Raw genomic sequence first — 26,739 nt, 5'->3', positions numbered from 1 at the left:
CGATGGCTCCGCGCTCCAACTGGCCGAACGACCTCATGCTCGCCGGTGCAACAGCGCTGGCGACCCTGGCGGTCTATCGGTATGTGTCTCGACCGGAGCCGCAGGTCGAGCAGGAGCAGGGCGCCGAGGCCGCGCTGGCCGAAACTCAGGATCGCGGACGGCTAGCCGAGACGCCGACACAAATTCCGGCCGCAGGCTGGAAGGATATTCTGCTGCGAACCTGGCAGCAGATCGACGAGGACCGGTTGCTGGCGACCGCCGCCGGCGTCGTGTTCTACGGGCTGTTGGCGATCTTTCCGGCCATCACGGCGCTGGTCTCGAGCTACGGCCTGTTCGCCGATCCGTCGACGATCTCGTCTAATCTGCAAAGCCTGGCATTGATGTTGCCGGAGGGCTCATTCGCCATCGTCCAGGACCAGGTCGCCCGCGTGCTCGCGAAGGGTACCTCCACGCTCGGGCTTACCTTTGTGGCCGGCCTGCTGATTGCAATCTGGAGCGCCAATGCCGGGATGAAGGCGGTCTTCGATGCGCTCAATGTCGTCTATGACGAGAAGGAAAAGCGCGGCTTTCTCAAACTCAATCTGATGTCGCTCTCGCTTACGATCGCCGCCCTGATTTCGATCATGCTGATGGTCGGAGCGGTGGTGGTCGTTCCGCTTCTGCTGCAACAGGTTGGCCTGGGCACACGGGCCGAACTCATTATCCGGTTCGGCCGGTGGCCGATCCTGGTGCTGCTGCTCCTCAGCGCGCTTGCGGTGCTTTACCGGTATGGCCCCAGCCGTACTAAGCCGCGCTGGCAATGGCTCAGCGTCGGCGCCGTCGCCGCGACGGTGTTGTGGCTGATCGGTTCGTCGTTGCTGTCCTGGTATCTGGCGAACTTCGGGAACTACAGCGCAACCTATGGCTCGCTGGGGGCTGCGATTGGCCTGATGACCTGGATGTGGATGTCCGCCATCATCGTGCTGTGCGGGGCCGAACTGAACTCGGAGATCGAGCATCAGACCGTCATCGATTCGACCGAGGGGCGCCGCAAGCCGCTCGGTGCACGCGGCGCGAAAATGGCCGACACCGTCGGCAAGGTGCCATAGTCTGACCGCTCAACGTCGCATGCGGCAATTTGTGTAGGAACAATCAGCAACGCCGGACTTTATGCCGAATGGTTCTGATCAACGTGCTGGAAAAACCGATCGAGCGCATCAAGGAAACCTGCGAGCTGATGGGCATCGCGGATCAGTTCGATCGTGCGTTGCCCGACCTTGAGACATTTCTCGAGGCGGAGGTCGCGCAGGGTGAGGTGAGCGAATCGAAGCTGACCTTTGATGGGCTCTGCTATCTGCGGCAGCTGCTGACGACGGCCCAATGACATCCGTCCGGCATTACGCCGGCCGGTCGCTCCGCGGTTCGCGTTGAATCCTGAGCCATTCACGCAAGCGCCAATGGAGCAATTCATGGATTTGAACGGCAAGAAGATCGCTATCCTCGCGACGCACGGGTTTGAGCAGTCAGAGCTCGAAGTGCCGCGCGATCGTCTGAAGAAGGCCGGCGCCACGGTCGATGTGGTGTCGGTCGCTGCCGGCGAGATCAAGGGATGGGACAAGAAGGATTGGGGGCGCCCCGTCAAGGTCGATAAGACGCTCGATCAGGCCGCGGCCGCCGAATACGACGCGATCGTCCTGCCCGGCGGACAGATCAACCCCGACCTGCTGCGGGTCGAACCCAAGGCACTGAAGTTCATCAAGGATATCTTCGACGCCAAGAAGATCGTCGCCGCAGTCTGCCACGCGCCGTGGCTGTTGATAGAAACCGGGATCGCCAGGGGCCGCAAGATGACCTCCTACAACTCGATCAAGACTGATGTCATCAACGCCGGGGCCGCTTGGCAGGACGCCGAGGTTGTCGTGGATCAAGGCGTTGTGACCTCCCGAAACCCCGGTGATCTCGAAGCGTTCAGTGCCAAGATCATCGAAGAGGTGAAGGAAGGCCGGCACGTCAAGCGCAGTGCTGCATGAGGTATCGACATGGCATTTTCGGAAGAAATGAACCGATGTGTTGAGGCCTGCCTGTCCTGCTACAGGACCTGTCTTGGCACGGCCATGAACCATTGCCTCGTCACCGGCGGCAAGCATGTTGAGCCGGCGCATTTCCGCTTGATGATGGCGTGCGCGGAGATGTGCCGGACCGCGGCTCACTTCATGTTGATCAACACCCCGCATCACAAGCATACGTGTCGCGAATGCGCAGAACTCTGCGGTGAATGTGCCGAAGACTGCCGTCGCATTGGTGGCATGGACGAATGCGTGGCCAGGTGTCGTGCGTGCGCGGAATCCTGCCGGAAGATGGCAGCCTGACCGCCAGCCTTGATGGGAGACGCGGGCGGTTCCTAGTCCGGTCCGTGGTGAGAGGGGTGCACCTAGGAACTTCGCTTCGAACGTGCCGTTGACCCCTTTCGAGGCAACGAAAAATGCAACAAGAGCTAACAGCCGCGTCCGGTCAATCCGGCTTCGACGGCGAAGCTAGGCACCGTTTCCGATCGCCTGCTTCGTCCTGAGCACTCGCCTGATCCGCAGCCACCGTATGCGTGGTTCACATGGTCGGCAATGTTGGTCCGTGACATTCCCGGCCGTCGAAGCCACCGCGCTGCCAGCGCAAGTGCACGGTCGCGACGAGGTTCAATCATAGAGGCCAATTGTGTCGAACATGCTCGAAGAAAAGCTCAGGGATGCGATCATCAGCGAATTGAAGCGGCAGGCGGCCAACCGGCCGGATTTGCTCCGCATTCAGGAGACTGCGGACCTCTCGGTCAACGGAACGATCGACCTCGATGCGCTGGTCATGGTGATCGCAGGCTCGGTTGCCGGTGGCCCCTGAACGTGCAGCGTCAGGAACCGTTCTAGACGCAAATGCTCGGTATTGAGGGAGATCGATATGAACAGAAAACCTGTGACACCGGATCGTGGACGCGAAAGCGACTGGGGTTCGCATGCGCAAACCGACAAGCCATGGAAGGGCAATCCGGAGAAGGAGCAGGGCTCCGAGGACGAGAAGCCGGATCTGGAAAAGTGGCGGGACTCGAACACGAAGTGATGCGCGAGCGCTTGGAGACATCACATGGATATGGGCCTCGAAATCATCTACGGCATCGCAGCGCTCGTATTGCTTACGGCTCTGATTTTCGGGGTGCTGCAGCACCAATTCCGTAAGAAGCGGGCGGTTCGGGCCGCCGATGAGATCGTTCGTGAGAGATACAAACGGAACGAGACGTAAATCGGCGCCAAGCGAAGAAGGCTTGCTAGTCGGAACTCACATAGTGGGCACGCCAGATCAGCGCCGTGATGATCAACGCTACAATTCCCACTGTAGTCAGCGTCCATGGAACATATGCGGGCATTGGCGCACCTTGAGAGGGTGCCCGCTCCGTAAGCTGGACTCCGGAGCGGGAGCGGCGAGCGAATTTGCCTAGAGTTGCGCGTGTTGGGTCGTCGGCCGGGAGATCTGGCTCAACGCTGCGCCGGTGCCATCGTTCGGCTGGATCTGCGCGATGTCCCCGAGTGCGATGATGCCGACCAGGCGCTTGTCCCGATCCAGCACCGGCAGGCGCCGTACCTGGATCGCTCCCATGTTCTTGGCGATATCGTCGATCTCCTGATCCTCGAAGCAATACTTCACCTCGGCGGTCATGATGTCGCCGACCCTTGACTCCGGACCCCGGCCCATTCCGATGCCGCGAACCGCGATGTCGCGATCCGTGATCATACCAACCAGACGCTCATTGTCGGCGACCGGCAGCATGCCAATGCCGAGCGTTCCCATCGCTTCAGCGACGTCGCGGAGCGTGTCATCGGGGGTGCACAGCTGGACCTCTGGTGTCATCGCGTCGCTAATCCTCATGATCGTCTCTCCATTTGGGCTGCCAGTCTCAACGGCCTAACGATGCGGCTCGGAGCGGCGTTCCTAACTTTGTGCGGAGTTACCTGCCATTCTCCGCGGTCAGCTCGAACGACCTGACGACAAAGTGCTTCTCGATGGCGCGCAGAAGATCGACCGGCGGTTGGGCGTCTTGCGGCCGTCGCCACACCAAACCTCAGCGCGACGGCTTTCAGCATATCGGATGGCATCGCATTTGGTTGCTCTATTGGGAAGCCAATGCGGGGCGCAATCGTTCCTACGACGAATGCCGCCGTGGAACTGCCGAGCCGAGCAGATCGCAAAGCCTGCCGGCGTCGGCCGGCGCGGCGCTCTTTTGATCATTGTCGAAGTAGACGTAGACATCGCAGCCCTGCCGCTTCCAACTGCGGATGCGCTTCGCCCAATCGGCAAGTTCGGCCGGCTTGTAGTGCCCACTGTAGCGCCCACCGGGACCATGGCCCCGGACATAGACGAAGTCGGCGGTTCGCCTCCAGGGGGAGGGTGCGTCATGGTGATCCGAAATGCATAGCGCCATATTGCGTTCAGCGAGGAGCTTCAGGATGGGCGGAGCGTACCAGCTCGGGTGACGGAACTCGAACGCGTAGCGCCGGCGTCGCTTCAAGAGCTTGAGGAACGAGGCCAGCCGCTCGGCATCCGCGGTGAAGTTGGGCGGCAGCTGGAACAGGATTGGCCCAGCCTTGTTGCGCAGGATCGACAGCCGGCTCTCCAGCAACGCAAGACTGTTGGCAGAATTGCCGGACAGCCGTTTCCAGTGCGTGATGAATTTCGAGGCCTTCCATGAAAATACGAAATCGTCGCCGGTCGCTTCGCGCCAGTCGGCAACAGCCTTCTGCGTCGGCGTGCGGTAGAACACGCCATTCAGCTCCGTCGACTGGAAATGGCTAGCGTAGTAATCCAACTGCCGCTTGAGCGGCAGTCCCTCGGGGAAAAACGCACCGCGCCAGGACGCATAGTGCCAGCCGGACGTACCAATCAGAATGCGCGCCATCGCGAGCAGTGTCCAATTCCTGAGATCGCCTCAATCCTTCCCTGGAAGGATCGTCTCGAGCACCTGCCGTGCGGCGCCGCGGATCGCGCCGACCTCATTGGGATCGCCCTTGGCCAGGGCGATGGAAAAGTTCTTGGCCTGCTCCAGCGTGATGTGCGGCGGGAGCGGGGGCACCTCCGGATCGGTCTTGATCTCGAGTACTACGGGAATATCGCTCGCCAAAGCCTGATCCCAGGCCGGTCCGACAAGATCGGGCCGATCGACATAGATGCCGCGCAGGCCGATCAGCTCCGCAAAGCGGGAGTAGGAAACGTCAGGGATGCGCTGCGAGGCCTCGAACTTCGGATCGGCATTGATGATCCGTTGCTCCCAGGTGACCTGATTGAGGTCCTCATTGTTGAATACGCAGACGATCCAGCGGTGATCCTTCCAATGCCGCCAATATTTTGACACCGTGATCAGCTCGGCCATGTTGTTCATCTGCATCGCGCCGTCGCCGACCAGCGCGATCACGGGACGGTCGGGCGCGGCATATTTGGCGGCGATCGCGTAGGGGACCGCTGCTCCCATCGAGGCCAAGCCGCCGGAGAGCGAAGCGTTGGTGCCTGGCCGCATTTTGAGATCGCGCGCGAACCAGTTGGCGCATGAGCCGGAGTCGCTGGTGATAATTGCGCGGTCGGGGATTCGCGGCGACAGCTCCCAGGTGACGCACTGTGGATTGACCGGTTTGGCGGGCTGTCGTGCGCGGTCCTCCAGCGTCGCCCACCATTCACGGACGTTCCCCTCGATCGACTTGCGCCAGCCGTCCGTGGCCTTCTGCTTTAGCCGCGGCAACAGGGCGCGCAGCGTCTCGGCGGCGTCACCGACGAGGCCGACCTCCATCGGGAAGCGGATCGACAACATACCGGCATCGATATCGATCTGGACGCCGCGGGCGCAGCCTTCCTTCGGCAGGAATTCGGAGTAGGGAAACGCCGAGCCGACCATCAGCAGCGTGTCGCACTCCATCATCAGGTCATAGCTCGGCTCGGTGCCGAGCAGGCCAATCGACCCGGTCACCCAGGGAAGGTCGTCGGGCAGCACGGCTTTGCCAAGCAGCGCCTTGGCGCAGCCGGCAGATAGCCGGTCCGCAACCGCGATGACCTCGTCGGTCGCGCCAAGTGCGCCGGCTCCGACCAGCATGGCAACCTTCTTGCCGGCGTTGAGGATATCTGCGGCACAGTCGAGTTCGGCTTCGTGCGGAACGATACGGGGCGGGGTGTAGCCGGTGCCGGAGCGCAGCGTGCCGTGGGCGCGCGGCGGGTCTTCGTAATCCTCCTCCTGGAGGTCGTTCGGGAGAATGACGGCGGTCACGGTACGCCGGGCGAGCGCGATCCGCGCTGCGCGATCGATCAAATGGCGGACTTGCGCTGGCGAGGAGGCCTGGGCGACATAGGCACTCGCCACATCCTTGAACATCGAGATCAGGTCGAGCTCCTGCTGATACTGCCCGCCGAGCGCGTTGCGCGCCTGCTGGCCGACGAGAGCGAGGACCGGCTGATGGTCCAGCAGCGCGTCATAGAGCCCGGTCGTGAGGTGCGAGGCTCCCGGCCCCGAGGTCGCGATGCACACCCCGAGGCGCCCGGAGAATTTGGCGTAGGCCGACGCCATGAAGGCGGCCATTTCCTCGTGGCGGGCCTGGATGAACTCAATGCTGCCGCCGGCGCGATTGAGCGCGCCGAACACGCCATTGATGCCGTCACCGGGATAGCCGAAGATATGCCGCACGCCCCAATCGTGCAGACGGTGAACGATGAAATCACTGACGGTCTGGGACATGGGAGGCCACCTCGGCGCTGACGTTCGAGGTTGAACGACGTGCTCCGAGAGCTGTTCCTAACGGAGGGAGACCAGTCAGCCGTCGGTAGTGCAGGCCGAAGATCAAGGCGACGACTGAAAAAATGTCGAGCGCTCTTCCCGTTACTTTCGGTTCTTGTCTAGTTCCTGGGCCATTGCGAGATGGTGCTTGAGCGCAAGCAAGGTCCTGTCAGCCCAATCCTTCAGCTTCGGGTCGTCGCCGCCCTTGGCATAGCGTTCGAATAGGGAGACTGCGTCCTTGTGGGCGCTGACCTGCATCGGATCGTATTCGCTGGCGAAATCGGCCGGCTTGGTGTTGCGCAGCACGTCGAGCTTCTTCTGCGAGCTGTCGTCGAGTCCGCTCGGCAACGCAGCCTTCATCTCGCCCGTGACCATCGCCTTCAGCTCGGTACTGGTCTTGGTATGGTCCGTCACCATCTGGTCGGCGAACTTCTTTTCCGCCGCATTGCCCTTCTGCTGGGCGATCTTGGCTGCTTCGATCTCGAGCATGTCGCTCGTGGCCACTTCCTTGATGAAGTCTTCCGTCTTCGGCGCGACGCCGAGAACGGAGTTGACGCCGGTCTTCTCACCAACCGATTGGGCTAATGCGGGCAGTGTCAGCCCGCAGCTGATGGCCATCGCCAGAATGGTTCGCTTCATCGCCGGTTTCCTTAGGCCGCTTCGGCGTTGATCGCGCTGACCGCGAGCTTGGTGAGCGTCTCGTCGGTCTTCTTTTCCTCGGCCAGGGTCTGGTCAATGAGCTTGACGGCATCCTTCATGCTGAGCCGGCTCGCCCAGGCCTTCAGGGTGCCGTAGCGGGCGATTTCATAGTGCTCGACGGCTTGGGCCGCGGAGAGCAGGCCGGCATCCAGCGCCGGCGTGTCGGCATACTCCTCCATGATCTCCTTGCCTTCGTCGAGGATGCCCTCGATGGCGTCGCACTTCTTGCCGCGCGCCGGCTTGCCCATCAGGTCGAAGATCTGTTCGAGCCGTTCGATCTGGCCCTCGGTCTCGTCATGGTGCTTCTCGAAAGCCGCGCGTAGATCGTCGGATTCTGCAGCCTTGGCCATACGTGGCAACGCCTTCAGGATCTGCTTTTCGGCGTAGTAGATGTCCTTGAGGGTATCGAGGAAGAGGGCGCTCAGATCTTTCTCCGACATGGATCGCTCCGTCAGTTGGGTGGATGGTCGGACGTCCCAACACGCGCACAGAAAGCTAGTTCCTATCGCTGCTCGCTGCGCGACAAGGTGCCACTGCGTGCGGCGCGTCTCGATTGCGAAGTCTTGCCGGATTGCGAAGTCTTGCCGCAAGGCAGTCGCGGAACGAAGCCTCGGGCGGCTCGTTAGTCGGTTTCATCGTTGAAGGGAGAAACGCGATGGATTGGAATCGTGTCGAAGGCAACTGGAAGCAGATGAAGGGCAAGGTCAAGGAGCAGTGGGGCAAGCTCACTGACGACGACCTCGATGTGATCGCCGGCAAGCAGGACCAGCTCGAAGGCCGTCTGCAGCAGCGCTACGGCTACGCCAAGGATCAAGCCGCGAAGGAGGTCAACGACTGGTACGGCCGCCAGAAATGGTGAGTGGCACGTACCCCGGGCTCCGCTTCGGCGGGGCCCTTTGCTTTGCTTATCCTTTTGCTTTGCTTATTTGGAACGGGGGCTCATACGACGCGTTGGAAAGTACCGTCATTGCCTCGACGCGCGCACCATCTCGCGCAATACGACGCGACCAACCGAGCGCGCCGCCTCGATCCTGACATGGGCTGATGAGCACGTGGTTTGTGCGTTGACGCTGGGCGCACTGGGCGAGCTCGTCGTGGGATCGGCGATTGGGGTGGTGCTTGAGCGGCTGATCCGGTGCGTGACCGGCTACGGTTCGGGCAGGTCGATCTAACCCGCCCGAGATAGTACGCCGGCCCCAAACGAGCTGTCTCACGTCCGGGTCAGGAAAATAGCCCCATGCTGTCAGGCGCGCCCGCAGAAACGGCCTCAGCACTTCTGGGGGCCGGAGGCCAGCGCTGAGGCCGTTGCCTGAACATCCGGGGCTGTGCTGTTGGAGGCAGGCAAAAGGATCATGCCGTCGCAAGAAGTTCCCGCATTAGCATATGTAAATGAGGGGCTCGGCTTGCCCGGCAGTGTGGTTCCGACCACACAGATGGGAGCGGCAGCTGTCTTCAGTGTCCGAGCAGAAGCCGAAAGCCAAAATAGACGCCCGTAACCACAGCCGCCGTTATGACGAATGAAAAAAGGACGCGCCAGAGGTCGGCTTGCTTGGGCTCGAAGATGGGTTCGTTCTCCTGAGCCACGGGGTGTGTCATCCTGGAAAGCCAGATCACCGATCAAGGTAAACTGAGGAAGCCGGCCGCCGCTTTAACATGGGTGAAGGGGACGGACTGATTCTTGGCGCGCTAATCCGACGATATGCCGCGCTTTGAGAGCTCGCGCTCGACCCTGTGCAGCCAGGGTATGCGTGTCACGTGTCACGCGGCCAAATTCGGCCTAGCGGGGCTCAACGTCCAAAGGATGCAGCCCATGAAGCGCTTTCGCGGCGGCCTTCATGTAGTCATGGGTGGCCTCGCATTCCTGGCCGACGATGAGGCCCGATGCGAAGGCTTGCGCGCGACGGTTCGCGGGCGGTGCGGCCAGTGCGGCCTCCGTCGCCAGCTTGCGATGTGCCATGAAGTCGTTGAGCGATCCCAGGGCGGATTGTATCCGCTTCAGCCGATCGGAGACACGCGTGAGCGTCTCTTGATCCGCATCCTCATAGAGGTTTCCGAAGAAGTCTATAGCATAGCGGATCTTCTTGATCTTGATGCGCAGTTTGTGGCGCTGTTTCGCATCGAGATCGTTCAGCCGCTTGCCCTGTTTTCGTGCCTTCCTGATTCGGCGGTCGAGAATGTCCCCCGCATAGCCGGCGATCGATCGATCATCCGTTTTGCGGGACCGTCCGGATTCAATCCACTCGACCGTATCGATCAGAAGGCGGCGGTAGCGGGCGGAAGCAATCGCGTCACGGGCGCGTCTGAAGGCCGCGACGCGATGTCCGGAAAACCTCTTGCGGATTGCTCGTACACCGCGGCTGGGCGCGTCCTGAACGACTGGCTGAATACTTTCCCGAAGAAATACGTCGATCTCCCGCGCCGGCGCGAGCTCTGCCGTAAGCCATTTGAGCCCAGCCTTGATCCGTGCGGTGTCTGCGTGCGGCAAGACATCGTCGAACAGGGAGATGGCTGCCCGCAGCCGCCGCATGCCAACGCGCATTTGATGCACGCCTTCGGAATCCATGTTCCGCACCGGATCGCTGTTCGCCGTGATCTGACGAACCGTCGAATACGCAATCACGCGGAACGCATCCCGCGGTGTGAGCTCCCGTTCGAGTTGGATCGGCTCGGCATGCTGCGCGCTGTCGCTGCGTCCGGCGATGAGCTGAAAGCCGCGCTCCGCCTTCGAGCTCAGATCAAGTTCGGCGCCGGTCCTGCGTTCGATATTGCGCGCCAGTCGAAACAGATCTGCGAGATGTCCGGACTTCAGTTCCAGCTCGAACTCGGCAATGGGCCGCGAGCGCCGTCTGGTGTCAACCTGGCCGCGATCGACAGCGACTTCAATTTGGCTGTTCCGGACTCGTCTTGTCTGCGCCGTGCGATGAACGTTGGTCCGAAAGACCGGTCGTAGCTTGCGCGCAAGTTTTCCGTCGGCCAAGTCTTCGAGCGGCGTATTCTTCGTCTCCGTGAGGTCAGGCTTTTTGCCGGCGACCTCATACTCCCATTCACCGCGCGTAACCGCCGTGCCGGTGTTCTTAAGGGTCTGCAGGTAGCGATCGCCGGCCTTGCGGACGCGAAGTGTGAGACCGTGTCGCCTAAGCTTATGCTTTTTCGTGTCATAATAGATCGACACGAGGTCTTGTTCGGATCGGTCGCGGGCCCGCCGACCACCGTTGCGCGATACCAAGGACAATTTGCGCGGCGCAACGCGGAATTTGAGTTCGGTTTCGGAATTCATCGGCGAGGCATCCTTGCCGACGTAAAGTGTCACGCGAGATGGATGTTCCAAGCGCTTGCGCCGACGATTGATCGTCGCGAACGCAATTGTAAGATGGGGAAGTGGAGCGTCACGGCGCCGGCGTTGAGCGCGTCAGCGAGCGCGCGTGACTGCTGCGCCATGACGAATATGCGCCCGCCGTCGCTTCTAATTGCTATCTGGATTATTGTGCCGTTTGACCCAATCGCAATTTTCCGGCTGAAGGCTGACCGCTTGCGACCGCCGAGAGCCTCTCTGAGGTGTCTCTGATATAGCGGGGCGAGCAGGTGGGCTCTCAATGAGCGAGAAGTGGCTTAATAGGGCTGCTGATAGGACCGGGTTGCAACCCAGCTTTAAAAATGACCAAAATCAGATGTTTGGCCGCGGTCCGAGACGTAGGTGAACAGAACGTACCGGACACATGGGTTACACTTTCCCGAATTTGATGGCGGAAGGGGTGGGATTCGAACCCACGGTACCCTTGCGGGCACGCCGGTTTTCAAGACCGGTGCCTTAAACCACTCGGCCACCCTTCCGGATCGATCGGATCAGGCCCCTTAGCGTAGGGCGACGCCGAACGCAACGCGAACTTGGCAAGAACATCGGCGTTAGATAGGTCGTTTGCTCGGTTCACCGGCAGCCAACGGACTGAATTTGAACATGAAGCGCGTCCTGTTTCTTTGCACCGGCAACTACTATCGAAGCCGCTACGCGGAAGAGCTGTTCAACCATCTCGCAAAGACCAAGCGTCTGGCATGGCACGCATCCTCCAGGGGCGCGGCTGAGCGAGGCTCGCCCGATAACGTCGGGCCGATGTCAGTCTTCGCCGATGACCGCCTTCGCGCGGTGGGCATCATTCCGGACGGCGCAACGCGCTATCCGCAGCCTTGCTCATTGGCTGATTTCGACGGTGCCGACCTCGTGATCGCGCTAAAGGAGGCGGAGCACCGTCCGCTGATCGAGCGTCGGTTCCCTGATGTCGCGGACAGGGTGACCTATTGGCACGTGGACGATATCGACGTTGCTCATCCGGCGGTCGCGCTGGCCATGCTCGACGATCTCGTCCGCGAGTTGGTGTCGTCACTCGGATAAATCACGCACGCTTCAGGAAGATCGCGAGCGCATACTCCGCGGGGCGCGCGAGCAGGCCGCTGATCCGTTCGAGTTCGTCGATGGCGACGATCTCGAGCCGGCCTTCGGTGACGTTCAGCTGCGCGACAGGCACGTCGCGGGCGAGGAACACCTCGCCGTGGAGAGTGCCACCTGGCGTCAAATGATCGGGTCCGGAATACCGACCGATCAACTCAAACCGCTCGGGCGGCAGATAGTAACCAATCTCCTCATGGATTTCGCGAACGACGCATTCCAGGAAAGTCTCGGCACCTTCGCGCCGGCCGCCAAACAGGCTGATCTTTCCGCGATCGGAGACGTGGGCTAGGTCGTCACGCCGCTGCAGGAGCAGCCGGCCATCCGTGCTGACGAGGAGTGCGGACGTTCCCTCTCTTACCGGGCCGGTCATCCGTCAGTCTTCTCCCTGCGAGCGTACCGCCTGCACTATGCGTGAGGCTGGGAGAAGGCAGTGCATCCGCCGTGCCGACGCGATCTCGGGCAGGACATGCCGAAGCGGTATCGCGGGAATTTCGAGATTGATGCCGACCTCCGGTCGGCGAGGGACACCTGTCGTCGCGGGCGCGGATTGCACCCCAAGGCATCGCGCGTTCAGCCGAATGCGAACGCCAGCAGGCTGGAGCACAGTAGCACGAGGCTTGCTGCGGTCAGGGTCAGAAACCCGTCGGAGACCAAATCGTGATTACGCATGATACACCTGCTTTCAACCGATGCTCATCCGAATTGATTAAAGCTTTCCGAACATTCACTCCTGGAAAGAGGTGACGCGTCTTTCCGCTTTCAAGGGGCCGTCAGGCCCGGTACCGATAGCCTTCCACGGCATGCGCCAAGAAGATCGCCGCACTCACCAAGCCCATCACCGCTGTAACCGTCTCGATCATCGCAAACTTCCTTTGCGCCCCACGCGGAAGACAAAACGATTGCAGCCTTGCACAGTCAAAAAGATTCAATTGTTGGAATCCAAGATGCCCCCCGACTGATGATTTGCTGCAACAGTGTGTCTGATAGCGGGACAGGCGAGGGCGTTTTGCGCTGAGGGCGGTCCGTAGAACGACGGAGAAGGCGCAATAGACCATTCACCAAGACGCCACCGCCCGACTGCTCTCCCCATTTCCGCCGTGTTCCGGTTGCGATATCTTCACCATCCGGTGCGGAGGTGGGCCGTGCTGTGACAGAATCGATCCGACGCCTCGGAGTAGGCGCGGGTCCGCCAGAATGGGTACTTTGGGGCAGATCTTGGGGCAGATGGGGACTAGACGGCCAGATTCGATAATCCGGACGGCGCGCGGCGCCGCTGCCGTGGCGACGTGCCTCATCCTCGCCAATTGCGCCAACTCAAACCTCGCCAGCCGGATCGATCCCAAATACGGCGTGTCGTCGAGCCCACGGGTCGTGGCGCTCGGAGATCCCGTGCCGAAGGGCGGCGGCACCTACCGCGTCGGCAAGCCCTATGTCGTCGCCGGCCGCACCTATGTGCCGGAGGAGAACGAGAACTACCGCGCCGAGGGCATGGCGTCCTGGTACGGCGACGATTTCCATGGCCGCCTGACCGCCAATGGCGAGGTGTTCGACATGGGCTCGCTGACCGCCGCCCATCCGACCTTGCCGATGCCGAGCTATGCGCGGGTCACCAATCTCAGCAACGGCCGGTCGCTGGTCGTCCGCGTCAACGACCGCGGTCCCTACCACGGCAACCGCCTCATCGATGTCTCGAACAAAGCCGCCGAACTGCTTGAATTCAAAGGCAATGGTGTCGCCCACGTCCGTGTCGAATATGTCGGCCGGGCACCGCTCGAAGGCTCCGACGACCGCCAACTGATGGCGACCTTGCGCACCGGTACCCCGGCGCCGTCACCGTCGATGGTCCGGGTCGCCTCGGCACGGCCGTTCGTGCCCGAGCTGTCGTCCTCGGCGGGCCGGGTCCGCGGCGATGTCCCGTTGCCCGAAGGGCGGCCGTACAGCCTCGGCAACACCCAGGCCGACTACGCCTCGGCTAACGCGACGTCCGAAATGTCGGCCTCAAGCCGGGCGCACCGTCGCGTCGCGAACAATCAGCGCGAAGTCTCCTATGAGGGTGACCCGCGCTATGCCGCAACTTCGAGCCCGGCGGCGGCCTATCTGCCGATCGACGCGCGCGGGCCCTCCGAAGTCCTGAGCGGACGCGGGCTCTACTGATCAGGCGCACTTGGTCTGATCACCGTCTGATCACTTCAGAAACGCGATCAGTGCCGCATTGACCTCGTCGGGGCGCTCCTGCTGGATCCAGTGGCCGGCGCCCTCGATGATGAGCTTCTGCTTGAGGTTCGGCAGCACCCGCTCCATGTCCGCCACCCGCTTGGCGCCGATCAGCCCGGTGATCACCGAATCGTTCGAGCCGGCGATGAACAGCGACGGCTGATGGATCTGCGCGTCCTGCCAGGGCGCGGTCAGCTCCCAATTGCGGTCGAGATTGCGGTACCAGTTCAGGCCGCCGCGGAAGCCGGACTGCCGATAGCCCTCGGCGAATTCGGCGATGTCGGCCTCGGTGATCCAGGCCGGCAACGGCATCCCGGTCGGCAGCTTGCCGAGGAAGCCCTTGGCCTCGTCGACGAACATCGAGCTCGGATCGGAGACGCCGCGCCCGAGCACCAGCCGCATGGTGTGAGCGATGTCGCGCTCGAATTCCGCCTCGGCGACCCCGGGCGGCTGGAAGTACTGCCAATAGAAATTGGTGATGCCGCTCTCGCGGAGGGTTTCCAGCGGACGGCCGCGGCCACGGAATGGCGGCGGCACGCTGAGCCCGGCGACCTTGGTGAAGATATCTGGACGGAATAGAGCTGCGTGCCAGGCGACCGGCGCGCCCCAGTCGTGGCCGACGATGATAGCCTGCGTCTCGCCGAGCGCAGCCACCAGCGCGACCATGTCTCCCACAGTGTCGAAGATCGTGTAGGCGCCGACATCGGCCGGTGCTGCGGTCCGGCCAAAGCCGCGCATATCGGGGGCGACGACCCGGAAGCCCGCAGCGGCAAGTGCCGCGATCTGGTGCCGCCACGAATAGGACAGTTCCGGCCAGCCGTGGCAGAGCACGACCAGCGGGCCTTGGCCTGCCTCGCGCACGAACATGTCGATGCCGTTGGCGGAAATGGTGCGGGAGTATGACATTCGCGTTTCCGCCTTGTTTGCCGGTTGTGCTGTCGCTAGCTGGTTCCAAGGATACGGACGTTCATTGCCGCCGGCAATCCAAACGACCGTGCACAAGCGCAGAAACCTCAGTTGTTTGCGATACTTCCAGCTGTTAGAACGCAGTCTTTCAGGACATCGCCGATGCCAGCCCCAACCGCAGTTCCCCGCACGTTACTCGCTCGCGCCGGGCGGTACTGGCGCGGCCTCGTTGCGGCCGCCGTCGCGCTGGCGATCGGCTGCGGCGGGGTGGTCTACGCCGCCAACAACAGCGTCCAGGGCGCCAAGAAGGAAGAGGGCGGGTTCGACGGGGATGCGCCGACCGCGATCCTGGTCGAGGCCTCCTCGGGCAGCGTGCTGTTCGAGAAGAACGCGGACGAATTGCGGGCCCCCTCCAGCATGATGAAGCTGATGACCGCCGAGGTGGTGTTCGATGCCATCAAGAAGGGCGACATCAAGCTGACTGACGAATACCGGATCAGCGAGAACGCCTGGCGGCGGGGCGGCGCGCCATCCGGCACCTCGACGATGTTCGCGGCGATCAACAGCAAGGTCTCGGTCGACGACCTGCTGCATGGCGCGATCATCCCGAGCGGCAACGATGCCTGCATCGCGCTCGCCGAAGGCATTGCCGGCAACGAGCATACGTTCGCGACCGACTTCATGACCAAGCGTGCCCGCGAGCTCGGTATGACCAAGTCGACCTTCGGCAATTCCAACGGGCTACCCGATCCCACCAACAAGATGACGGTGCGGGAACTCGCGGTGCTGGCACGGCACATCATCCTGACCTATCCGGACAGGTACAAGCTGTTCGGCGAGAAGGAATTCACCTGGAACAAGATCCGCCAGCAGAACCGCAATCCGCTGCTGAATGCGTTGCCCGGCGCCGACGGGTTGAAGACCGGCTACACCAAGGAAGGCGGCTACGGCATGGTCGGCTCGGCGGTGCAGAACGACACAAGGCTGATCGTCGTGGTCAATGGCCTCGAGGATTCCGACGACCGCGCCACCGAAGCCAAGAAGATGCTGGAATGGGGGTTCCGCAGCTTCGAGACCCGGGTCCTGATCGCGGCCAACCAGCCGGTCGGCTACGCCCGGGTGTTCGGCGGCGAGAGCCGGTCGGTCAAGCTGGTCAGCCCCGATCCGATCAAGGTGATGGTGTCGAAGAACGGTAACGACAAGCTGCTGGCGCGCGTCATCTATAGCGGCCCGGTCAAGGCGCCGATTACGGCCGGCCAGAAGATCGGCGTCGTGCGCGTCTGGCGCGGCGCCAATGTCGCGGTGGAGTCGCCGGTCTACGCGGCGGATGCGGTCGGCACGGGGTCGACGATGCGCCGTGCGCTGGACGGCGCCCAGGAGCTGATGATCGGAATGTTCCGCGCGGGAGTCGAGAAGCTCTGACATGGCGGACGCAGCACTCCAACGGCCGACCTTGCGCGGTCGCTTCATCACCTTTGAGGGCGGCGAGGGGTCGGGGAAATCGACCCAGATCCGCAAACTCGCCGAACGGCTCGACACCGCCAAGCTGCGTGTGATCGTGACCCGCGAGCCCGGCGGCTCGCCGGGCGCGGAGATCATCCGTCATCTCGTGCTGTCGGGGATGGGCAAGCTGCTCGGGCCCGAAGCCGAGACGCTGCTGTTTGCCGCCGCGCGCGACGATCATGTCCGCACCGTGATCCTGCCGGCGCTCAACCAGGGCATCTGGGTGCTGTGCGACCGCTTCTTCGATTCCACCCGCGCCTATCAGGGCCAGCTCGGGCAGGTGCCGCCGGGTCTCGTCAATGCCATGCAGCGCGTGACCATCGGCGATCTCAAGCCCGATCTGACCTTCATCCTCGACGTGCCGGTTGAAGTCGGCCTGCAACGCGCCGCCGCGCGCCGCGGCAATGCCACGGCCGATCGTTTCGAGGCCGAGGGCAGCAAGTTCCACCAGGATCTGCGCGACGCGTACCGCCGGATCGCGGCCGAGGACCCGGAGCGCTGCATCCTGATCGACGCCACACCCGATCCGGACACCGTCACGGCCACGATATGGGCCGCGCTGCGCGAGCATCTACGCGCCACGCTCACCGCGGACAGTCCGGCATGAGCGCGCGCAAGGTCGAACAGGAGAGCATAGCTCGCCATCCGCGCGAAACGTCCGATCTGTTCGGGCATCGCGAGGCGGAGAGCACCTTGCTCGATGCCTATCGCAGCGGACGGATTCCGCATGCCTGGCTGATCGGCGGCGCGCAGGGGATCGGCAAGGCGACACTGGCCTACCGCATGGCGCGGTTCGTGCTAGCGTTTCGCAATCCGAAATCATCCCAGGTGCAGGCGGCGCCGACGCTGCGGGTCGATCCGTCCGATCCGGTGGCGCGGCAGATCACGGCCGGTGCCCATGGCGGGCTGCTGGTGCTGGAGCGCGGCCTCAACGACCGCGGCGTGATGCGCACCGTGATCACGGTCGACGAGACACGCGAGACGATCTCGTTCTTCGGCTCGACCGCCGCGGTCGACGGCTGGCGCGTCTGCATTGTCGATACCGTCGACGAGCTCAATCCGAACGCTGCGAACGCGCTCTTGAAAATCCTCGAGGAGCCGCCGCAGCAGTCGCTGTTTTTACTCGTCAGTCACGCGCCGTCGCGGGTGCTGCCGACCATTCTGTCCCGTTGCCGCAAATTGCTGCTGCGGCCGCTCGATACGGACGATGTGGTGCGCGCAGCCGCGGCCGCTATCGATATCCGCGCTGACGATCCGGCGCTGCTAGAAGCCGCCGCGGCTTCCGAGGGCAGCGTCGGGCGGGCACTCTCGCTGCTCGGCGGCGATGCGCTGAAGCTGCAGCAGCGCACGGCCGCGCTGCTCGCGGCGCTGCCGCGCGTCGATCCGCGCGAGCTGCATGCGCTGGGTGATGCGCTCGGCACCAGCGACCGCGTCGCGCTCGCCGCCTTCATCGACGGCATCGATCGCTGGATGAGCGAGCGCATGCGCAGCGGCGACGTCAATGCCAATCTGCCGCGCCTTGCACGGCTGGCGGAGGTATGGGAAAAGATCGTCCGCGCCGCGCGCGATACCGAAGCCTACAATCTGGAGCGCAAGCCGCTGGTTTTCTCGGTGTTTTCGATGCTCGCGGACGCGACCCGATAGACGCCAAGTCCAAGCAACGCACCTGTCTGAAAACACCTCTGTCTGACAACACTCCCGACAATCTCGTTTCGATCTGCAAAGGATTCCGTGGTGGCGACCGCTAAGAAGAAATCGTCGAACAAGGCCAACAAGACGAAGAAGGCATCGCCCGCGCGCGCGACCAGCAAAGCCACGAAGTCACGCGCGGCCAGGAAGGGCGGGCGCGTCATCAAGACGGCGAAGAAGGCCGCCAAGGCCAAGACGGGAGCCAAAAAGAGGGAAGCCAAGAAGTCGGCAGCGAAGAAGGCTGCCAAAAAGACCGTGAAGAAGGCTGCGAAAAAGACGGCCAAGAAAACGGTCAAGAAAGCCGCCGCGAAGGCCACCAAGGCCGCGCCGAAGAAAGCAGTTGCACCGGCCGTCGTACCGCTAGCAAAGCAGCCCGCTCTGCCGAAGGCTCCGGCCGCCGAGAAGGCGCCGAGACCGGCAGCGGTCCGCGCGCCGAAGCCGCCCAAGGCCGCAAAGCCCGCAGCCGCGGCTCCTGTATCCACACCCGTTTCGGCTCCCACCGCGGACCGCGGCAACATCTACTACATCACGACCGCAATCGCCTATCCGAACGGTCAGCCGCATATCGGCCACGCATACGAGGCGATCGCGACCGATGCGCTGGCGCGCTTCCAGCGGCTCGACGGCAAGGATGTGTTCTTCCTGACCGGCACCGACGAGCACGGCCAGAAGATGATCCAGACCGCGCAAGGCGAGGGGATGACGCCGTACGATCTCGCGACGCGCAACGCCGCGCGCTTCAAGGAGATGGATGAGCGGCTCAACGTCTCGTTCGACCGCTTCATCCGCACCTCCGAACCTGCGCACCACAAATCGGTGCAGGAAATCTGGCGCCGCATGCAGGACAATGGCGATATCTATATCGACACCTATGCCGGCTGGTATTCGGTGCGCGACGAGGCCTATTACGCCGAGGACGAGACCACGGTCGGCGAGGACAATGTCCGCCGCGGCCCGCAGGGCACGCCGGTCGAGTGGGTCGAAGAGAAGAGCTATTTCTTCAAGCTCTCGGCCTACCAGGACAAACTGCTGCAGCTCTATGAGAGCCAGCCCGATTTCATCGGCCCGGATTCGCGCCGCAACGAGGTGATGAGCTTCGTGCGAGGCGGGCTGAAGGACCTCTCGATCTCGCGCACAACGTTCGATTGGGGCGTCAAGGTGCCCAACGATCCCGAGCATGTGATGTATGTCTGGGTCGACGCGCTGACCAACTACATCACCGGCGTCGGCTATCCCGACGCGAACGATCCGCGCTGGCGCTACTGGCCGGCTGATGTGCACATCATCGGCAAGGACATCATCCGCTTCCACGCGGTGTACTGGCCGGCCTTCCTGATGTCAGCCGGTATTCCCCTGCAGAAGCGGGTCTATGCGCACGGCTTCCTGTTCAGCAGGGGCGAGAAGATGTCGAAGTCGGTCGGCAACGTGGTCGACCCTTTCAATCTCGCCGACCAGTACGGCGTCGACCAGGTGCGCTACTTCTTCCTGCGCGAGGTGCCGTTCGGCCAGGACGGCAACTACAACCACGAGGCCATCGTCGCACGCATCAACGCCGACCTCGCCAATGATTTCGGCAATCTGGCGCAGCGCTCGCTGTCGATGATCGCCAAGCAGCTTGGCGGCGTGCTGCCGGAGCCCGGCGAGTTCAGCGACAACGACAAGGCGATCCTGGCGCAGGCCGACGCCATGCTGGAGACCTCGCGGACCGCAATGGCCACGCAGCAGATCCATCAATGGCTCAACACGGTCTGGGCCGTGGTCGCCGAGGCCAACCGCTATTTTGCCGGCGAGGCGCCGTGGGCGCTGGCGAAGACCGATCCGGTGCGCCAGATGACGGTACTCTACGTCACCGCTGAAGTCGTGCGCCAAATCGCGATCATGGCGCAGGCCGTGATGCCGGAGTCCTGCGGCAAGATGCTCGACAGCCTCGGCATATCGGCGGATGCCCGCAACTTCGCGGCGATCGCGGAGCGGATCAAGCCGGGCACGGCGCTGCCGGCGCCGGTCGGCGTGTTCCCGCGCTACGTGGAACCGAAGACCGAATGAGCGGTTCGAAATTCATGCTGGTCGACAGTCACTGCCACCTGGACTTTCCCGATTTCGCCGACCATCTCGACGGGATCGTCGGGCGCGCCGGAGCGGCCGGCGTCGGCCGCATGGTCACGATCTCGACCCGGGTGAAGCGGCTCGACGGCTTGCTCGCGATCACGGAGCGCTTTCCCGACGTCTACTGTTCGGTCGGCACCCATCCGCATCATGCCGATGAAGAGGATGGTATCCAGGCCAGCGAACTGATCGAGCTCACGAAGCACCCGAAGGTGGTGGCGCTCGGCGAAGCGGGGCTCGACTATTTCTACGAGCATGGTTCGCGCGAGGCGCAGGAGCGCGGCTTTCGCGCGCACATCGCGGCTGCCCGCGAAACCGGCCTGCCGCTCGTGATCCACACAAGGGAGGCCGACGAGGATTGCGGCCGCATCCTGGAGGATGAAATCGCGAAGGGCCCGTTCAAGGCCGTGCTCCACTGCTACACTGGCGGACGCGAGCTCGCGATGAAGGCGATCGCGCTTGGGCTGTCGATCTCGTTTACGGGCATCCTGACCTTCAAGAAGTCGGACGCCTTGCGCGCGCTGGCGGCCGAGCTGCCGGCCGACCGCATCATGGTCGAGACCGATGCGCCGTATCTTGCGCCCGGCAAATTCCGCGGCAAGCGCAACGAGCCGTCCTACGTCGTCGAGGTCGCCAAGGTGCTCGCCGAGACCCGCGGCGTCTCCCTGGAAGAGATCTCGCGGCAGACAAGCGAAAATTTCTTCCGGCTGTTCTCCAAGGTGCCGGCGCCGAAGGTTGCTGCATGATGCTGACACTGACCATCCTGGGCTGCGGCTCATCCGCCGGCGTGCCGCGCCCGGCGCTCGGCTGGGGCGCCTGCGATCCCAACAATCCCAAAAATCGCCGTCGCCGCTGTTCGATCATGGCCGAGCGCACCATGGAGCACGGCACCACGCGGGTCGTGATCGACACCGCGCCCGACCTGCGCGAGCAACTGATCGACAGCAATGTCGAGCATATCGACGCGGTGTTCTTGACCCATGAGCATGCCGACCAGACCCATGGCATCGACGATCTGCGCTCGGTCGTGCTGCACCAGCGCCGCCGCATCCCGGTCTACTTCAATCAGTCGACCGCCAAGGACATCATGGCGCGGTTTTCCTATTGCTTCATCTCGCCTGAAGGCAGCGACTATCCGCCGATCCTGACCCGGCATTCGATCGAGGCCGGCGAGAGCCACACGGTGCAAGGGAAGGGCGGTCCGCTGAAGCTCGAGGCCTTCCTGGTGCAGCATGGCCGGATCCCGGCGCTCGGTTACCGCATCGGTGACGCCGCCTATACACCCGATCTGCACGACATTCCCGAGGAGAGCTGGCCGGCGCTGCAAGGTCTCGAGCTCTGGATCGTCGACGGCCTGCGCTACGCGCCACATCCCAGCCATTTCAGCGTTGCCGACGCGCTGTCATGGATCGAGCGCTTCAAGCCGAAGCGTGCCGTCATCACCAACATGCATTCCGACCTCGATTACGAGGTGCTGCGGCAGAGCCTGCCGGCCGGTGTGATCCCGGCCTATGACGGCATGCGGCTGACGCTCGATCGAGCGGGCTGATAATCCGGTTGATCCAGAGCGAGGCGCCACACGCTCGCTGTCGTCCCTGCCTAGTGCGCAATTGCGCACGGGAGCAGGGACCCATAACCACAGGGCATCGTTGTTGAAGTAAGCTGTCGCTCCAGCTTTGCAATACAATCGGTATTCTTTGTTATGGGTCCCGGGTCAAGCCCGGGACGCCAGCGAGTATGCGCCGCTGTCAGACCGAGATCGCCTTGGCCGAACCGACCTGATTGCGCAGCAGGAACTTCTGGATCTTGCCCGTGGATGTCTTCGGGATCACGCCGAACACCACCGACTTCGGCGTCTTGAAACCCGACATGTGCTCGCGGCAATAGGCGATGATCTCGGCCTCGGTCGCCTTGGCGCCGTCCTTCAGCTCGATGAAGGCGCACGGCACTTCGCCCCATTTCGGGTCGGGTTTTGCCACCACCGCCGCGAACAGCACCGCCGGGTGCTTGTAGAGGATATCTTCGACCTCGACCGACGAGACGTTCTCGCCGCCGGAGATGATGATGTCCTTGGAGCGGTCCTTGATGATGACGTAGCCGTGCTCGTCAAGCACGCCGAGATCGCCGGTGTGAAACCAGCCGCCGGCGAAGGCTTCCTGGGTCGCCTTCTCGTTCTTCAAATAGCCCTTCATTACGATGTTGCCGCGGAACATGACCTCGCCGATGGTCTCGCCGTCGCGCGGCACCTCGCGCATGGTCTCGGGATCCAGCACCGTGACGGCTTCCTGCAGCGGATAGGACACGCCCTGGCGCCGCTTCAGCTGCGCGCGCGCATCCGCCGGCAGCTGGTCCCAGCCGGGTTGCTCGGCGCAAACGGAGGCGGGGCCGTAGACCTCGGTCAGCCCGTAGACATGGGTCAGCTTGATGCCGATGCGCTCGGCGCCTTCGAGCACCGCAACCGGCGGCGCGGCACCCGCGATCAGACCGACGACGTGCCTGGCCTTGCCGGTCTTCGGCGCGTCAGGCGCGTTGATCAGCGTGTTGTAGACGATCGGCGCGCCGCACATGTGGGTGACGCCGTGCTTCGGGATCAATTCGAAGATCTTGGCCGGATCGACTTTGCGCAGGCAGACATTGACGCCGGCGGTCGCTGCAATGGTCCAGGGGAAGCACCAGCCGTTGCAGTGGAACATCGGCAGCGTCCAGAGATAGACCGGATGCTGGCCGAGATTGCCGGCGAGGATGTTGCTGACGGCGTTGAGATAGGCGCCGCGGTGATGGGTCACCACGCCCTTCGGATTGCCGGTCGTCCCCGACGTGTAGCTCAGTGCGATCGCATTCCATTCGTCGGCCGGCGGCCGCTCCACGAAGGCCGGATCGCCTGCCGCGACCGCCGCCTCATATTCGATTTCGCCGATCCGTTTGCCGCCGGTAAACGCCGCATCGTCGACGTCGATCACGAGCGGTTTTGCGCCTTTCATCTGCGTCAAGGCTTCAGCGATCACGCCGGAGAATTCGGGATCGACGAGGATGATCTTGGCGCCGCCATGGTCGAGCTGGAACGCGATCGACGCCGCATCGAGGCGGATATTGAGCGCGTTCAGCACCGCGCCGGTCATCGGCACCGCGAAATGCAGTTCGTTCATCGCCGGGATGTTCGGCAGCATCGCCGCGACGGTGTCGCCATGGCCGATGCCGTGGCCCGCGAGATAAGACGCAAAGCGCTTGCAGCGCTGGTAAGTCTGTTTCCAGGTGAAGCTGCGGCCTTCATAGACCGCACTGAGATGGTCGGGATAGACCGCCGCCGAGCGCGCCAGGAAGCTCAGCGGCGAGAGCGGCACGTAGTTGGCTGATGTCTTGTCCAGCCCGATCGAGTACTGGTTTTGAGCTGCACTCATGGCTCTATCCAATCCGCTAGGTTCTCAAAGGAATCCGATCGATATCCAGGGGAAGATGGCGACGATGATCAGGCCGATCAACAGCGCCAGCATGTAACCCCAGATCGGCCGGATGCCCTCGGCCGGATCGACGCGCCCGATGGCGCAGGCGGCATAATAACCGACGCCGAACGGCGGCGCGAACAGTCCGATGCCCATCGCCAGGATGATGATCATGGCGTAGTGCACCTCGTGGACGCCGACCTGGCGCGCAATCGGAAATAGCAGCGGCCCGAACAGCACGATCGCCGGGATGCCCTCGAGCACGCTGCCGAGGATCACGAAAGCAAGGATCGAGACCGCGATGAAGGTCGCCGAGCCGCCGGGCAGCCCGGCCATCGACGCCGCCAGCGCCCGCGAGAAGCCGGACTGGGTCAGGCCCCAGGCCATGCCAGTGGCGGTGCCGATGATGAACAGGATCGCGCCCGACAGGCAGGCGGTGTCAATCAGCATCGGCAGCAGCCGCCGCCAGTTGAACTGGCGGTAGATCAACAGGCCGATGACGAAGGCGTAGACGATGCCGATGGTCGAGACTTCGGTGGCGGTTGCGATGCCTTCGACCACGGCGTAGCGGATCACGAACGGCAGCGCCAATGCGGGCAGGGCGAACACCAGCGCCTTGCCGATCTCGCTGCCGGAGGCGCGCTGCACGTGGCTGAGATCCTCGCCGCGGTAGCGCCACCACACCAGCGCCGACAGCGTGATCGCCAGCACCACGCCCGGCAACAGGCCGCCGGTGAACAGCGCCGAGATCGAGACGCCGGTGACCGAGCCGATCGTGATCAGCACCAGGCTCGGCGGAATGGTTTCGGTCTGCGCGCCGGTCGCGGCGAGCAGGGCGACCAGGTCGCCCGGTCTGGCGCCGCGCTGCTTCATTTCCGGGAACAGCACCGGCGCGACGGCGGCCATGTCGGCGGCCTTCGACCCGGAGATGCCGGAAACCAGATACATGGCGCCGACCAGCACGTAATGCAGGCCGCCGCGGACATGTCCGAGCAGGCTCGCCAGGAATGCCACCATCGCGCGCGCCATGCCGGTCATCTCGATCAGGAGGCCGAGGAAGACGAACAGCGGCACCGACAGCAGGATCAGGTGGCTCATGCCCTCGTCCATCCGACCGACCAGCACCATCAGCGGCGTCCGCGTCGTCAGCGCCAGATAGCCGAAGATCGCCATGCCGAAGGCGAAGCCGATCGGCACCCCGGCGAACACGCAGAAGCCGACCACACCGACGAAGAAGATGATCAAATTGAGGTTGCCGAGCGGTCGCAGCATCGGTTGCGCCAGCCAGAACACGCCGATCAGCGCCGCCACGGTGAGCGCCGCCACCAGGAAGGTCTTGAAGTCGCCGACCCGCGCCAGCCGCAGCAGCGCGAACAGCCCCATCAGGCAGGTGCCGACCGGCAGCGCCGCTGCACGCCAGGTGTTGGAGATCTGCAGCGCCGGCGTGGTGATGAAGCTTTCCTCGTAGGCGTATTCATAGGCCGGCCGCACGATCAGGATCAGGAACGCCAGCGCGGCGCAGGTCGCAACCACGTCGAGATAGGCCCACAGCCGCGGTCCGGCGCTCGCGACCAGCGCCGTCATCCGCATGTGCTCGCCACGGCGGAATGCGACCGCCGAGCCCAGCATGGCAAGCCACAGGAACAGGATCGAGGCCAGCTCGTCGGACCAGATCAGCGGCGCATGCAGCACGTAGCGCGACACCACGCCGGCGAACAGGATGACGACCTCGGCGACCACGAGGATCGCCGCGGGGATTTCCACCAGAAGCCCCAGTGCGGCCTCGATGGAACCGATAGTGGAGCGGCGGCGAGGGGGCTGTGACGCCGCCTCGCCGGCCACGGCCGGCGTCATCTCGACATGAGCCATAGCAAATCTCCCGCTGGCAAAGCCTCCCGCGTGATTGATCAGGACAGTTTGCCGACGGACTTCTCGAGCAGATCCCAGGCCTTCTCGCCGTACTTGCCCTTCCACTCGGCGTAGAAGCCGGCGGCGCGCAGCTTGTCGCGGAACGGCCCGACCTCGGGCTGGTTGAACACGAGGCCCTTGCCGGTGAGCTCCTGCTTCACGGTGGCGTTGAGCTTCTCGGTGTCCTCGCGCTCCTTGACGGCGGCGGCGTTGACGTTCTTGGCGACGATGGTCTTGATATCGTCCGGCAGTGCCGCCCAGGCCCTGCGGTTCATCAGGAACCAAAAACCGTCCCACATGTGGTTGGTCATCGAGCAGTACTTCTGCACCTCGTACAGCTTCGCGGCCGAGATCAGCGCCAGCGGGTTTTCCTGGCCCTCGACGATCTTGGTCTGCAGCGCCGAATAGACCTCGCTGAAATTGATCGAGGCGGGCGAGGCATCGAACGCCTTGAACATCGAGGTCCACAGCGGCGACACCGGCACGCGGATCTTGAAGCCCTTGAGATCGTCGGGACCGGTGATCGGCTTGGTGGACGACGTGGTCTGGCGGAAGCCGTTGTCCCAGATCTTGTCCATGACCTCGAGGCCGGCCTTGTTGATCTCGCCGCGCACATAGCCGCCGAGCTCGCCGTCCATGGCCTTCCAGACCGTGGGATAATCGGGGAACGCGAAACCGATGCCGTTGATCGAGGCGGCCGGTACCAGGGTCGCCAGGATCAGGCCGGACAGCGTGAAGAACTCGACGCCGCCGGAGCGCACCTGGCTCAGCATATCGGTATCGGAACCGAGCTGGCTGTTGGGGAACACCTGGAGGTCAAACCGGCCATTGGTTTCGGTCTTGATCGCAGCCGCCATTTCCCGGGCCCGCGCCACGAACGGATGCGACTCCGGCAGGTTGTTGGCGAACTTGTAGGAGAACTCGGCCGACTGGGCGCGCGCGACATACGGCGCGCCAATTCCGCCCAGGACGGCGGAAGCGGCGGAGACCTTCAGCAGCGTGCGTCGTGAAAAGCTCATTGGTGTTGCTCCCTTGAGAGGCTTGTTGTTGTTCTGAGA

The 26,739-nt window shown here is 63.3% G+C and carries 27 protein-coding genes and 1 tRNA gene; 16 read left to right on the top strand and 12 right to left on the bottom strand.

Going from position 1 to position 26,739, the window contains the following annotated elements; all coding sequences use genetic code 11:
• The first annotated feature begins 2 nt into the window (after window positions 1–2).
• The 7 genes from ACVIW0_RS18970 to ACVIW0_RS18940 all read left to right on the top strand — a co-directional run bounded on the left by ACVIW0_RS18970 (window position 3) and on the right by ACVIW0_RS18940 (window position 3,264).
• Window positions 3–1,088, top strand: a complete 1,086-nt coding sequence (locus ACVIW0_RS18970) for a YihY/virulence factor BrkB family protein (protein WP_461353690.1) — start codon at window positions 3–5, stop codon at window positions 1,086–1,088.
• A gap of 68 nt (window positions 1,089–1,156) precedes the next feature.
• Window positions 1,157–1,363: a hypothetical protein gene (locus ACVIW0_RS18965; protein WP_461353689.1), complete on the top strand. Its 207-nt coding sequence runs from the start codon at window positions 1,157–1,159 to the stop codon at window positions 1,361–1,363.
• Between the two features lie 85 nt (window positions 1,364–1,448).
• Window positions 1,449–2,009 carry a type 1 glutamine amidotransferase domain-containing protein gene (locus ACVIW0_RS18960; RefSeq protein WP_461353688.1) on the top strand — a complete coding sequence of 187 codons (561 nt, stop codon included), beginning with the start codon at window positions 1,449–1,451 and terminating at the stop codon, window positions 2,007–2,009.
• A gap of 9 nt (window positions 2,010–2,018) precedes the next feature.
• Window positions 2,019–2,348, top strand: a complete 330-nt coding sequence (locus tag ACVIW0_RS18955; RefSeq protein WP_461353687.1) for a four-helix bundle copper-binding protein — start codon at window positions 2,019–2,021, stop codon at window positions 2,346–2,348.
• A gap of 340 nt (window positions 2,349–2,688) precedes the next feature.
• Entirely contained in the window at window positions 2,689–2,868 is a 180-nt protein-coding gene (locus ACVIW0_RS18950; protein ID WP_461357562.1) for a hypothetical protein, read from the top strand.
• Between the two features lie 57 nt (window positions 2,869–2,925).
• Window positions 2,926–3,084 carry a hypothetical protein gene (locus tag ACVIW0_RS18945; RefSeq protein WP_461353686.1) on the top strand — a complete coding sequence of 53 codons (159 nt, stop codon included), beginning with the start codon at window positions 2,926–2,928 and terminating at the stop codon, window positions 3,082–3,084.
• 24 nt (window positions 3,085–3,108) lie between these two features.
• Window positions 3,109–3,264, top strand: coding sequence for a hypothetical protein (locus tag ACVIW0_RS18940; protein ID WP_461353685.1), 156 nt, complete (start codon window positions 3,109–3,111; stop codon window positions 3,262–3,264).
• 192 nt (window positions 3,265–3,456) lie between these two features.
• On the opposite strand, the gene ACVIW0_RS18935 is transcribed toward ACVIW0_RS18940, so the two are convergent.
• The 5 genes from ACVIW0_RS18935 to ACVIW0_RS18915 all read right to left on the bottom strand — a co-directional run bounded on the left by ACVIW0_RS18935 (window position 3,457) and on the right by ACVIW0_RS18915 (window position 7,911).
• A complete protein-coding gene (locus ACVIW0_RS18935; protein WP_461353684.1) occupies window positions 3,457–3,888 on the bottom strand; it encodes a CBS domain-containing protein in 432 nt (143 codons plus the stop codon).
• A gap of 274 nt (window positions 3,889–4,162) precedes the next feature.
• Window positions 4,163–4,915 carry a DUF72 domain-containing protein gene (locus tag ACVIW0_RS18930; RefSeq protein WP_461353683.1) on the bottom strand — a complete coding sequence of 251 codons (753 nt, stop codon included), beginning with the start codon at window positions 4,913–4,915 and terminating at the stop codon, window positions 4,163–4,165.
• 30 nt (window positions 4,916–4,945) lie between these two features.
• Entirely contained in the window at window positions 4,946–6,733 is a 1,788-nt protein-coding gene (locus tag ACVIW0_RS18925) for a thiamine pyrophosphate-requiring protein (RefSeq protein ID WP_461353682.1), read from the bottom strand.
• A gap of 141 nt (window positions 6,734–6,874) precedes the next feature.
• Window positions 6,875–7,411 (bottom strand): DUF4142 domain-containing protein, encoded by a 537-nt coding sequence (locus ACVIW0_RS18920; RefSeq protein ID WP_461353681.1) that lies wholly within the window; start codon window positions 7,409–7,411, stop codon window positions 6,875–6,877.
• An 11-nt stretch (window positions 7,412–7,422) separates the two neighbouring features.
• Window positions 7,423–7,911 carry a YciE/YciF ferroxidase family protein gene (locus ACVIW0_RS18915; protein WP_461353680.1) on the bottom strand — a complete coding sequence of 163 codons (489 nt, stop codon included), beginning with the start codon at window positions 7,909–7,911 and terminating at the stop codon, window positions 7,423–7,425.
• Between the two features lie 215 nt (window positions 7,912–8,126).
• Here ACVIW0_RS18915 and ACVIW0_RS18910 point away from each other — a divergent pair, with 215 nt between their 5' ends.
• A complete protein-coding gene (locus ACVIW0_RS18910; protein ID WP_050420890.1) occupies window positions 8,127–8,330 on the top strand; it encodes a CsbD family protein in 204 nt (67 codons plus the stop codon).
• Window positions 8,331–9,248: 918 nt separating this feature from the next.
• Here the strand turns inward: ACVIW0_RS18910 and ACVIW0_RS18905 are convergent.
• Window positions 9,249–10,781 carry a CYTH and CHAD domain-containing protein gene (locus tag ACVIW0_RS18905; RefSeq protein ID WP_461353679.1) on the bottom strand — a complete coding sequence of 511 codons (1,533 nt, stop codon included), beginning with the start codon at window positions 10,779–10,781 and terminating at the stop codon, window positions 9,249–9,251.
• Window positions 10,782–11,212: 431 nt separating this feature from the next.
• A tRNA-Ser gene (locus ACVIW0_RS18900) sits at window positions 11,213–11,302 on the bottom strand.
• A 124-nt stretch (window positions 11,303–11,426) separates the two neighbouring features.
• Here ACVIW0_RS18900 and ACVIW0_RS18895 point away from each other — a divergent pair.
• A complete protein-coding gene (locus ACVIW0_RS18895) occupies window positions 11,427–11,858 on the top strand; it encodes an arsenate-mycothiol transferase ArsC (RefSeq protein ID WP_461353678.1) in 432 nt (143 codons plus the stop codon).
• A 1-nt stretch (window position 11,859) separates the two neighbouring features.
• Here the strand turns inward: ACVIW0_RS18895 and ACVIW0_RS18890 are convergent, their stop codons facing one another.
• The gene (locus ACVIW0_RS18890) at window positions 11,860–12,285 is read right to left on the bottom strand and encodes an NUDIX domain-containing protein (protein ID WP_461353677.1); all 426 of its coding nucleotides are present in this window, start codon (window positions 12,283–12,285) and stop codon (window positions 11,860–11,862) included.
• A gap of 854 nt (window positions 12,286–13,139) precedes the next feature.
• Between ACVIW0_RS18890 and ACVIW0_RS18885 the strand changes: the two genes are divergently transcribed.
• Window positions 13,140–14,069: a septal ring lytic transglycosylase RlpA family protein gene (locus ACVIW0_RS18885; protein WP_461353676.1), complete on the top strand. Its 930-nt coding sequence runs from the start codon at window positions 13,140–13,142 to the stop codon at window positions 14,067–14,069.
• A gap of 30 nt (window positions 14,070–14,099) precedes the next feature.
• Here the strand turns inward: ACVIW0_RS18885 and ACVIW0_RS18880 are convergent, their stop codons facing one another.
• Entirely contained in the window at window positions 14,100–15,035 is a 936-nt protein-coding gene (locus ACVIW0_RS18880) for an alpha/beta fold hydrolase (protein WP_461353675.1), read from the bottom strand.
• A gap of 162 nt (window positions 15,036–15,197) precedes the next feature.
• Here ACVIW0_RS18880 and ACVIW0_RS18875 point away from each other — a divergent pair, with 162 nt between their 5' ends.
• From ACVIW0_RS18875 to ACVIW0_RS18850, 6 genes are all read left to right on the top strand, one after another.
• Window positions 15,198–16,457 carry a D-alanyl-D-alanine carboxypeptidase family protein gene (locus tag ACVIW0_RS18875; RefSeq protein WP_461353674.1) on the top strand — a complete coding sequence of 420 codons (1,260 nt, stop codon included), beginning with the start codon at window positions 15,198–15,200 and terminating at the stop codon, window positions 16,455–16,457.
• Between the two features lies 1 nt (window position 16,458).
• On the top strand, window positions 16,459–17,145 hold the full coding sequence (gene tmk / locus ACVIW0_RS18870; protein WP_461353673.1) for a dTMP kinase: 687 nt from the start codon (window positions 16,459–16,461) through the stop codon (window positions 17,143–17,145).
• Entirely contained in the window at window positions 17,142–18,182 is a 1,041-nt protein-coding gene (locus tag ACVIW0_RS18865; RefSeq protein WP_461353672.1) for a DNA polymerase III subunit delta', read from the top strand. Before tmk ends, ACVIW0_RS18865 begins: the two co-directional genes overlap by 4 nt.
• Window positions 18,183–18,272: 90 nt before the next feature.
• Complete coding sequence (gene metG / locus ACVIW0_RS18860) at window positions 18,273–20,273, top strand: methionine--tRNA ligase (protein WP_461353671.1); 2,001 nt, start codon at window positions 18,273–18,275, stop codon at window positions 20,271–20,273.
• A 14-nt stretch (window positions 20,274–20,287) separates the two neighbouring features.
• Window positions 20,288–21,079, top strand: a complete 792-nt coding sequence (locus tag ACVIW0_RS18855; protein WP_461357367.1) for a TatD family hydrolase — start codon at window positions 20,288–20,290, stop codon at window positions 21,077–21,079.
• Window positions 21,076–21,882: an MBL fold metallo-hydrolase gene (locus ACVIW0_RS18850; protein WP_461353670.1), complete on the top strand. Its 807-nt coding sequence runs from the start codon at window positions 21,076–21,078 to the stop codon at window positions 21,880–21,882. The genes ACVIW0_RS18855 and ACVIW0_RS18850 overlap by 4 nt, the downstream gene beginning before the upstream one ends.
• Before the next feature lie 199 nt (window positions 21,883–22,081).
• Here ACVIW0_RS18850 and ACVIW0_RS18845 read toward each other — a convergent pair whose 3' ends face one another.
• Genes ACVIW0_RS18845 through ACVIW0_RS18835 form a run of 3 tightly spaced genes read right to left on the bottom strand, consistent with a single transcriptional unit; the run spans window position 22,082 to window position 26,700 of the window.
• On the bottom strand, window positions 22,082–23,731 hold the full coding sequence (locus tag ACVIW0_RS18845; protein WP_461353669.1) for an acyl-CoA synthetase: 1,650 nt from the start codon (window positions 23,729–23,731) through the stop codon (window positions 22,082–22,084).
• Window positions 23,732–23,755: 24 nt separating this feature from the next.
• Entirely contained in the window at window positions 23,756–25,642 is a 1,887-nt protein-coding gene (locus ACVIW0_RS18840) for a TRAP transporter large permease (protein ID WP_461353668.1), read from the bottom strand.
• Between the two features lie 38 nt (window positions 25,643–25,680).
• Complete coding sequence (locus ACVIW0_RS18835; RefSeq protein ID WP_461353667.1) at window positions 25,681–26,700, bottom strand: TRAP transporter substrate-binding protein; 1,020 nt, start codon at window positions 26,698–26,700, stop codon at window positions 25,681–25,683.
• Window positions 26,701–26,739: the final 39 nt, after the last annotated feature.

The sequence above is a fragment of the Bradyrhizobium sp. USDA 4454 genome (assembly GCF_054822705.1).
The sequence above is the reverse complement of the archived record's forward strand: the minus strand, read 5'-3'. Positions and strand labels throughout refer to the sequence as shown.

Bases quoted from the DNA above. Each gene is read 5' to 3' on its own strand.
- ACVIW0_RS18855 (WP_461357367.1), top strand. From the start codon at position 20,288: ATGCTGGTCGACAGTCACTGCCACCTGGACTTTCCCGATTTCGCCGAC.
- ACVIW0_RS18955 (WP_461353687.1), top strand. From the start codon at position 2,019: ATGGCATTTTCGGAAGAAATGAACCGATGTGTTGAGGCCTGCCTGTCC.
- ACVIW0_RS18930 (WP_461353683.1), bottom strand. From the start codon at position 4,915: ATGGCGCGCATTCTGATTGGTACGTCCGGCTGGCACTATGCGTCCTGG.
- ACVIW0_RS18895 (WP_461353678.1), top strand. From the start codon at position 11,427: ATGAAGCGCGTCCTGTTTCTTTGCACCGGCAACTACTATCGAAGCCGC.
- ACVIW0_RS18965 (WP_461353689.1), top strand. From the start codon at position 1,157: ATGGTTCTGATCAACGTGCTGGAAAAACCGATCGAGCGCATCAAGGAA.
- ACVIW0_RS18910 (WP_050420890.1), top strand. From the start codon at position 8,127: ATGGATTGGAATCGTGTCGAAGGCAACTGGAAGCAGATGAAGGGCAAG.
- ACVIW0_RS18885 (WP_461353676.1), top strand. From the start codon at position 13,140: ATGGGGACTAGACGGCCAGATTCGATAATCCGGACGGCGCGCGGCGCC.
- ACVIW0_RS18890 (WP_461353677.1), bottom strand. From the start codon at position 12,285: ATGACCGGCCCGGTAAGAGAGGGAACGTCCGCACTCCTCGTCAGCACG.
- ACVIW0_RS18970 (WP_461353690.1), top strand. From the start codon at position 3: ATGGCTCCGCGCTCCAACTGGCCGAACGACCTCATGCTCGCCGGTGCA.
- ACVIW0_RS18840 (WP_461353668.1), bottom strand. From the start codon at position 25,642: ATGGCTCATGTCGAGATGACGCCGGCCGTGGCCGGCGAGGCGGCGTCA.
- ACVIW0_RS18940 (WP_461353685.1), top strand. From the start codon at position 3,109: ATGGATATGGGCCTCGAAATCATCTACGGCATCGCAGCGCTCGTATTG.
- ACVIW0_RS18835 (WP_461353667.1), bottom strand. From the start codon at position 26,700: ATGAGCTTTTCACGACGCACGCTGCTGAAGGTCTCCGCCGCTTCCGCC.
- tmk (WP_461353673.1), top strand. From the start codon at position 16,459: ATGGCGGACGCAGCACTCCAACGGCCGACCTTGCGCGGTCGCTTCATC.
- ACVIW0_RS18935 (WP_461353684.1), bottom strand. From the start codon at position 3,888: ATGAGGATTAGCGACGCGATGACACCAGAGGTCCAGCTGTGCACCCCC.
- ACVIW0_RS18920 (WP_461353681.1), bottom strand. From the start codon at position 7,411: ATGAAGCGAACCATTCTGGCGATGGCCATCAGCTGCGGGCTGACACTG.
- ACVIW0_RS18850 (WP_461353670.1), top strand. From the start codon at position 21,076: ATGATGCTGACACTGACCATCCTGGGCTGCGGCTCATCCGCCGGCGTG.
- ACVIW0_RS18925 (WP_461353682.1), bottom strand. From the start codon at position 6,733: ATGTCCCAGACCGTCAGTGATTTCATCGTTCACCGTCTGCACGATTGG.
- ACVIW0_RS18945 (WP_461353686.1), top strand. From the start codon at position 2,926: ATGAACAGAAAACCTGTGACACCGGATCGTGGACGCGAAAGCGACTGG.
- ACVIW0_RS18915 (WP_461353680.1), bottom strand. From the start codon at position 7,911: ATGTCGGAGAAAGATCTGAGCGCCCTCTTCCTCGATACCCTCAAGGAC.
- ACVIW0_RS18865 (WP_461353672.1), top strand. From the start codon at position 17,142: ATGAGCGCGCGCAAGGTCGAACAGGAGAGCATAGCTCGCCATCCGCGC.
- ACVIW0_RS18845 (WP_461353669.1), bottom strand. From the start codon at position 23,731: ATGAGTGCAGCTCAAAACCAGTACTCGATCGGGCTGGACAAGACATCA.
- ACVIW0_RS18960 (WP_461353688.1), top strand. From the start codon at position 1,449: ATGGATTTGAACGGCAAGAAGATCGCTATCCTCGCGACGCACGGGTTT.
- ACVIW0_RS18875 (WP_461353674.1), top strand. From the start codon at position 15,198: ATGCCAGCCCCAACCGCAGTTCCCCGCACGTTACTCGCTCGCGCCGGG.
- ACVIW0_RS18880 (WP_461353675.1), bottom strand. From the start codon at position 15,035: ATGTCATACTCCCGCACCATTTCCGCCAACGGCATCGACATGTTCGTG.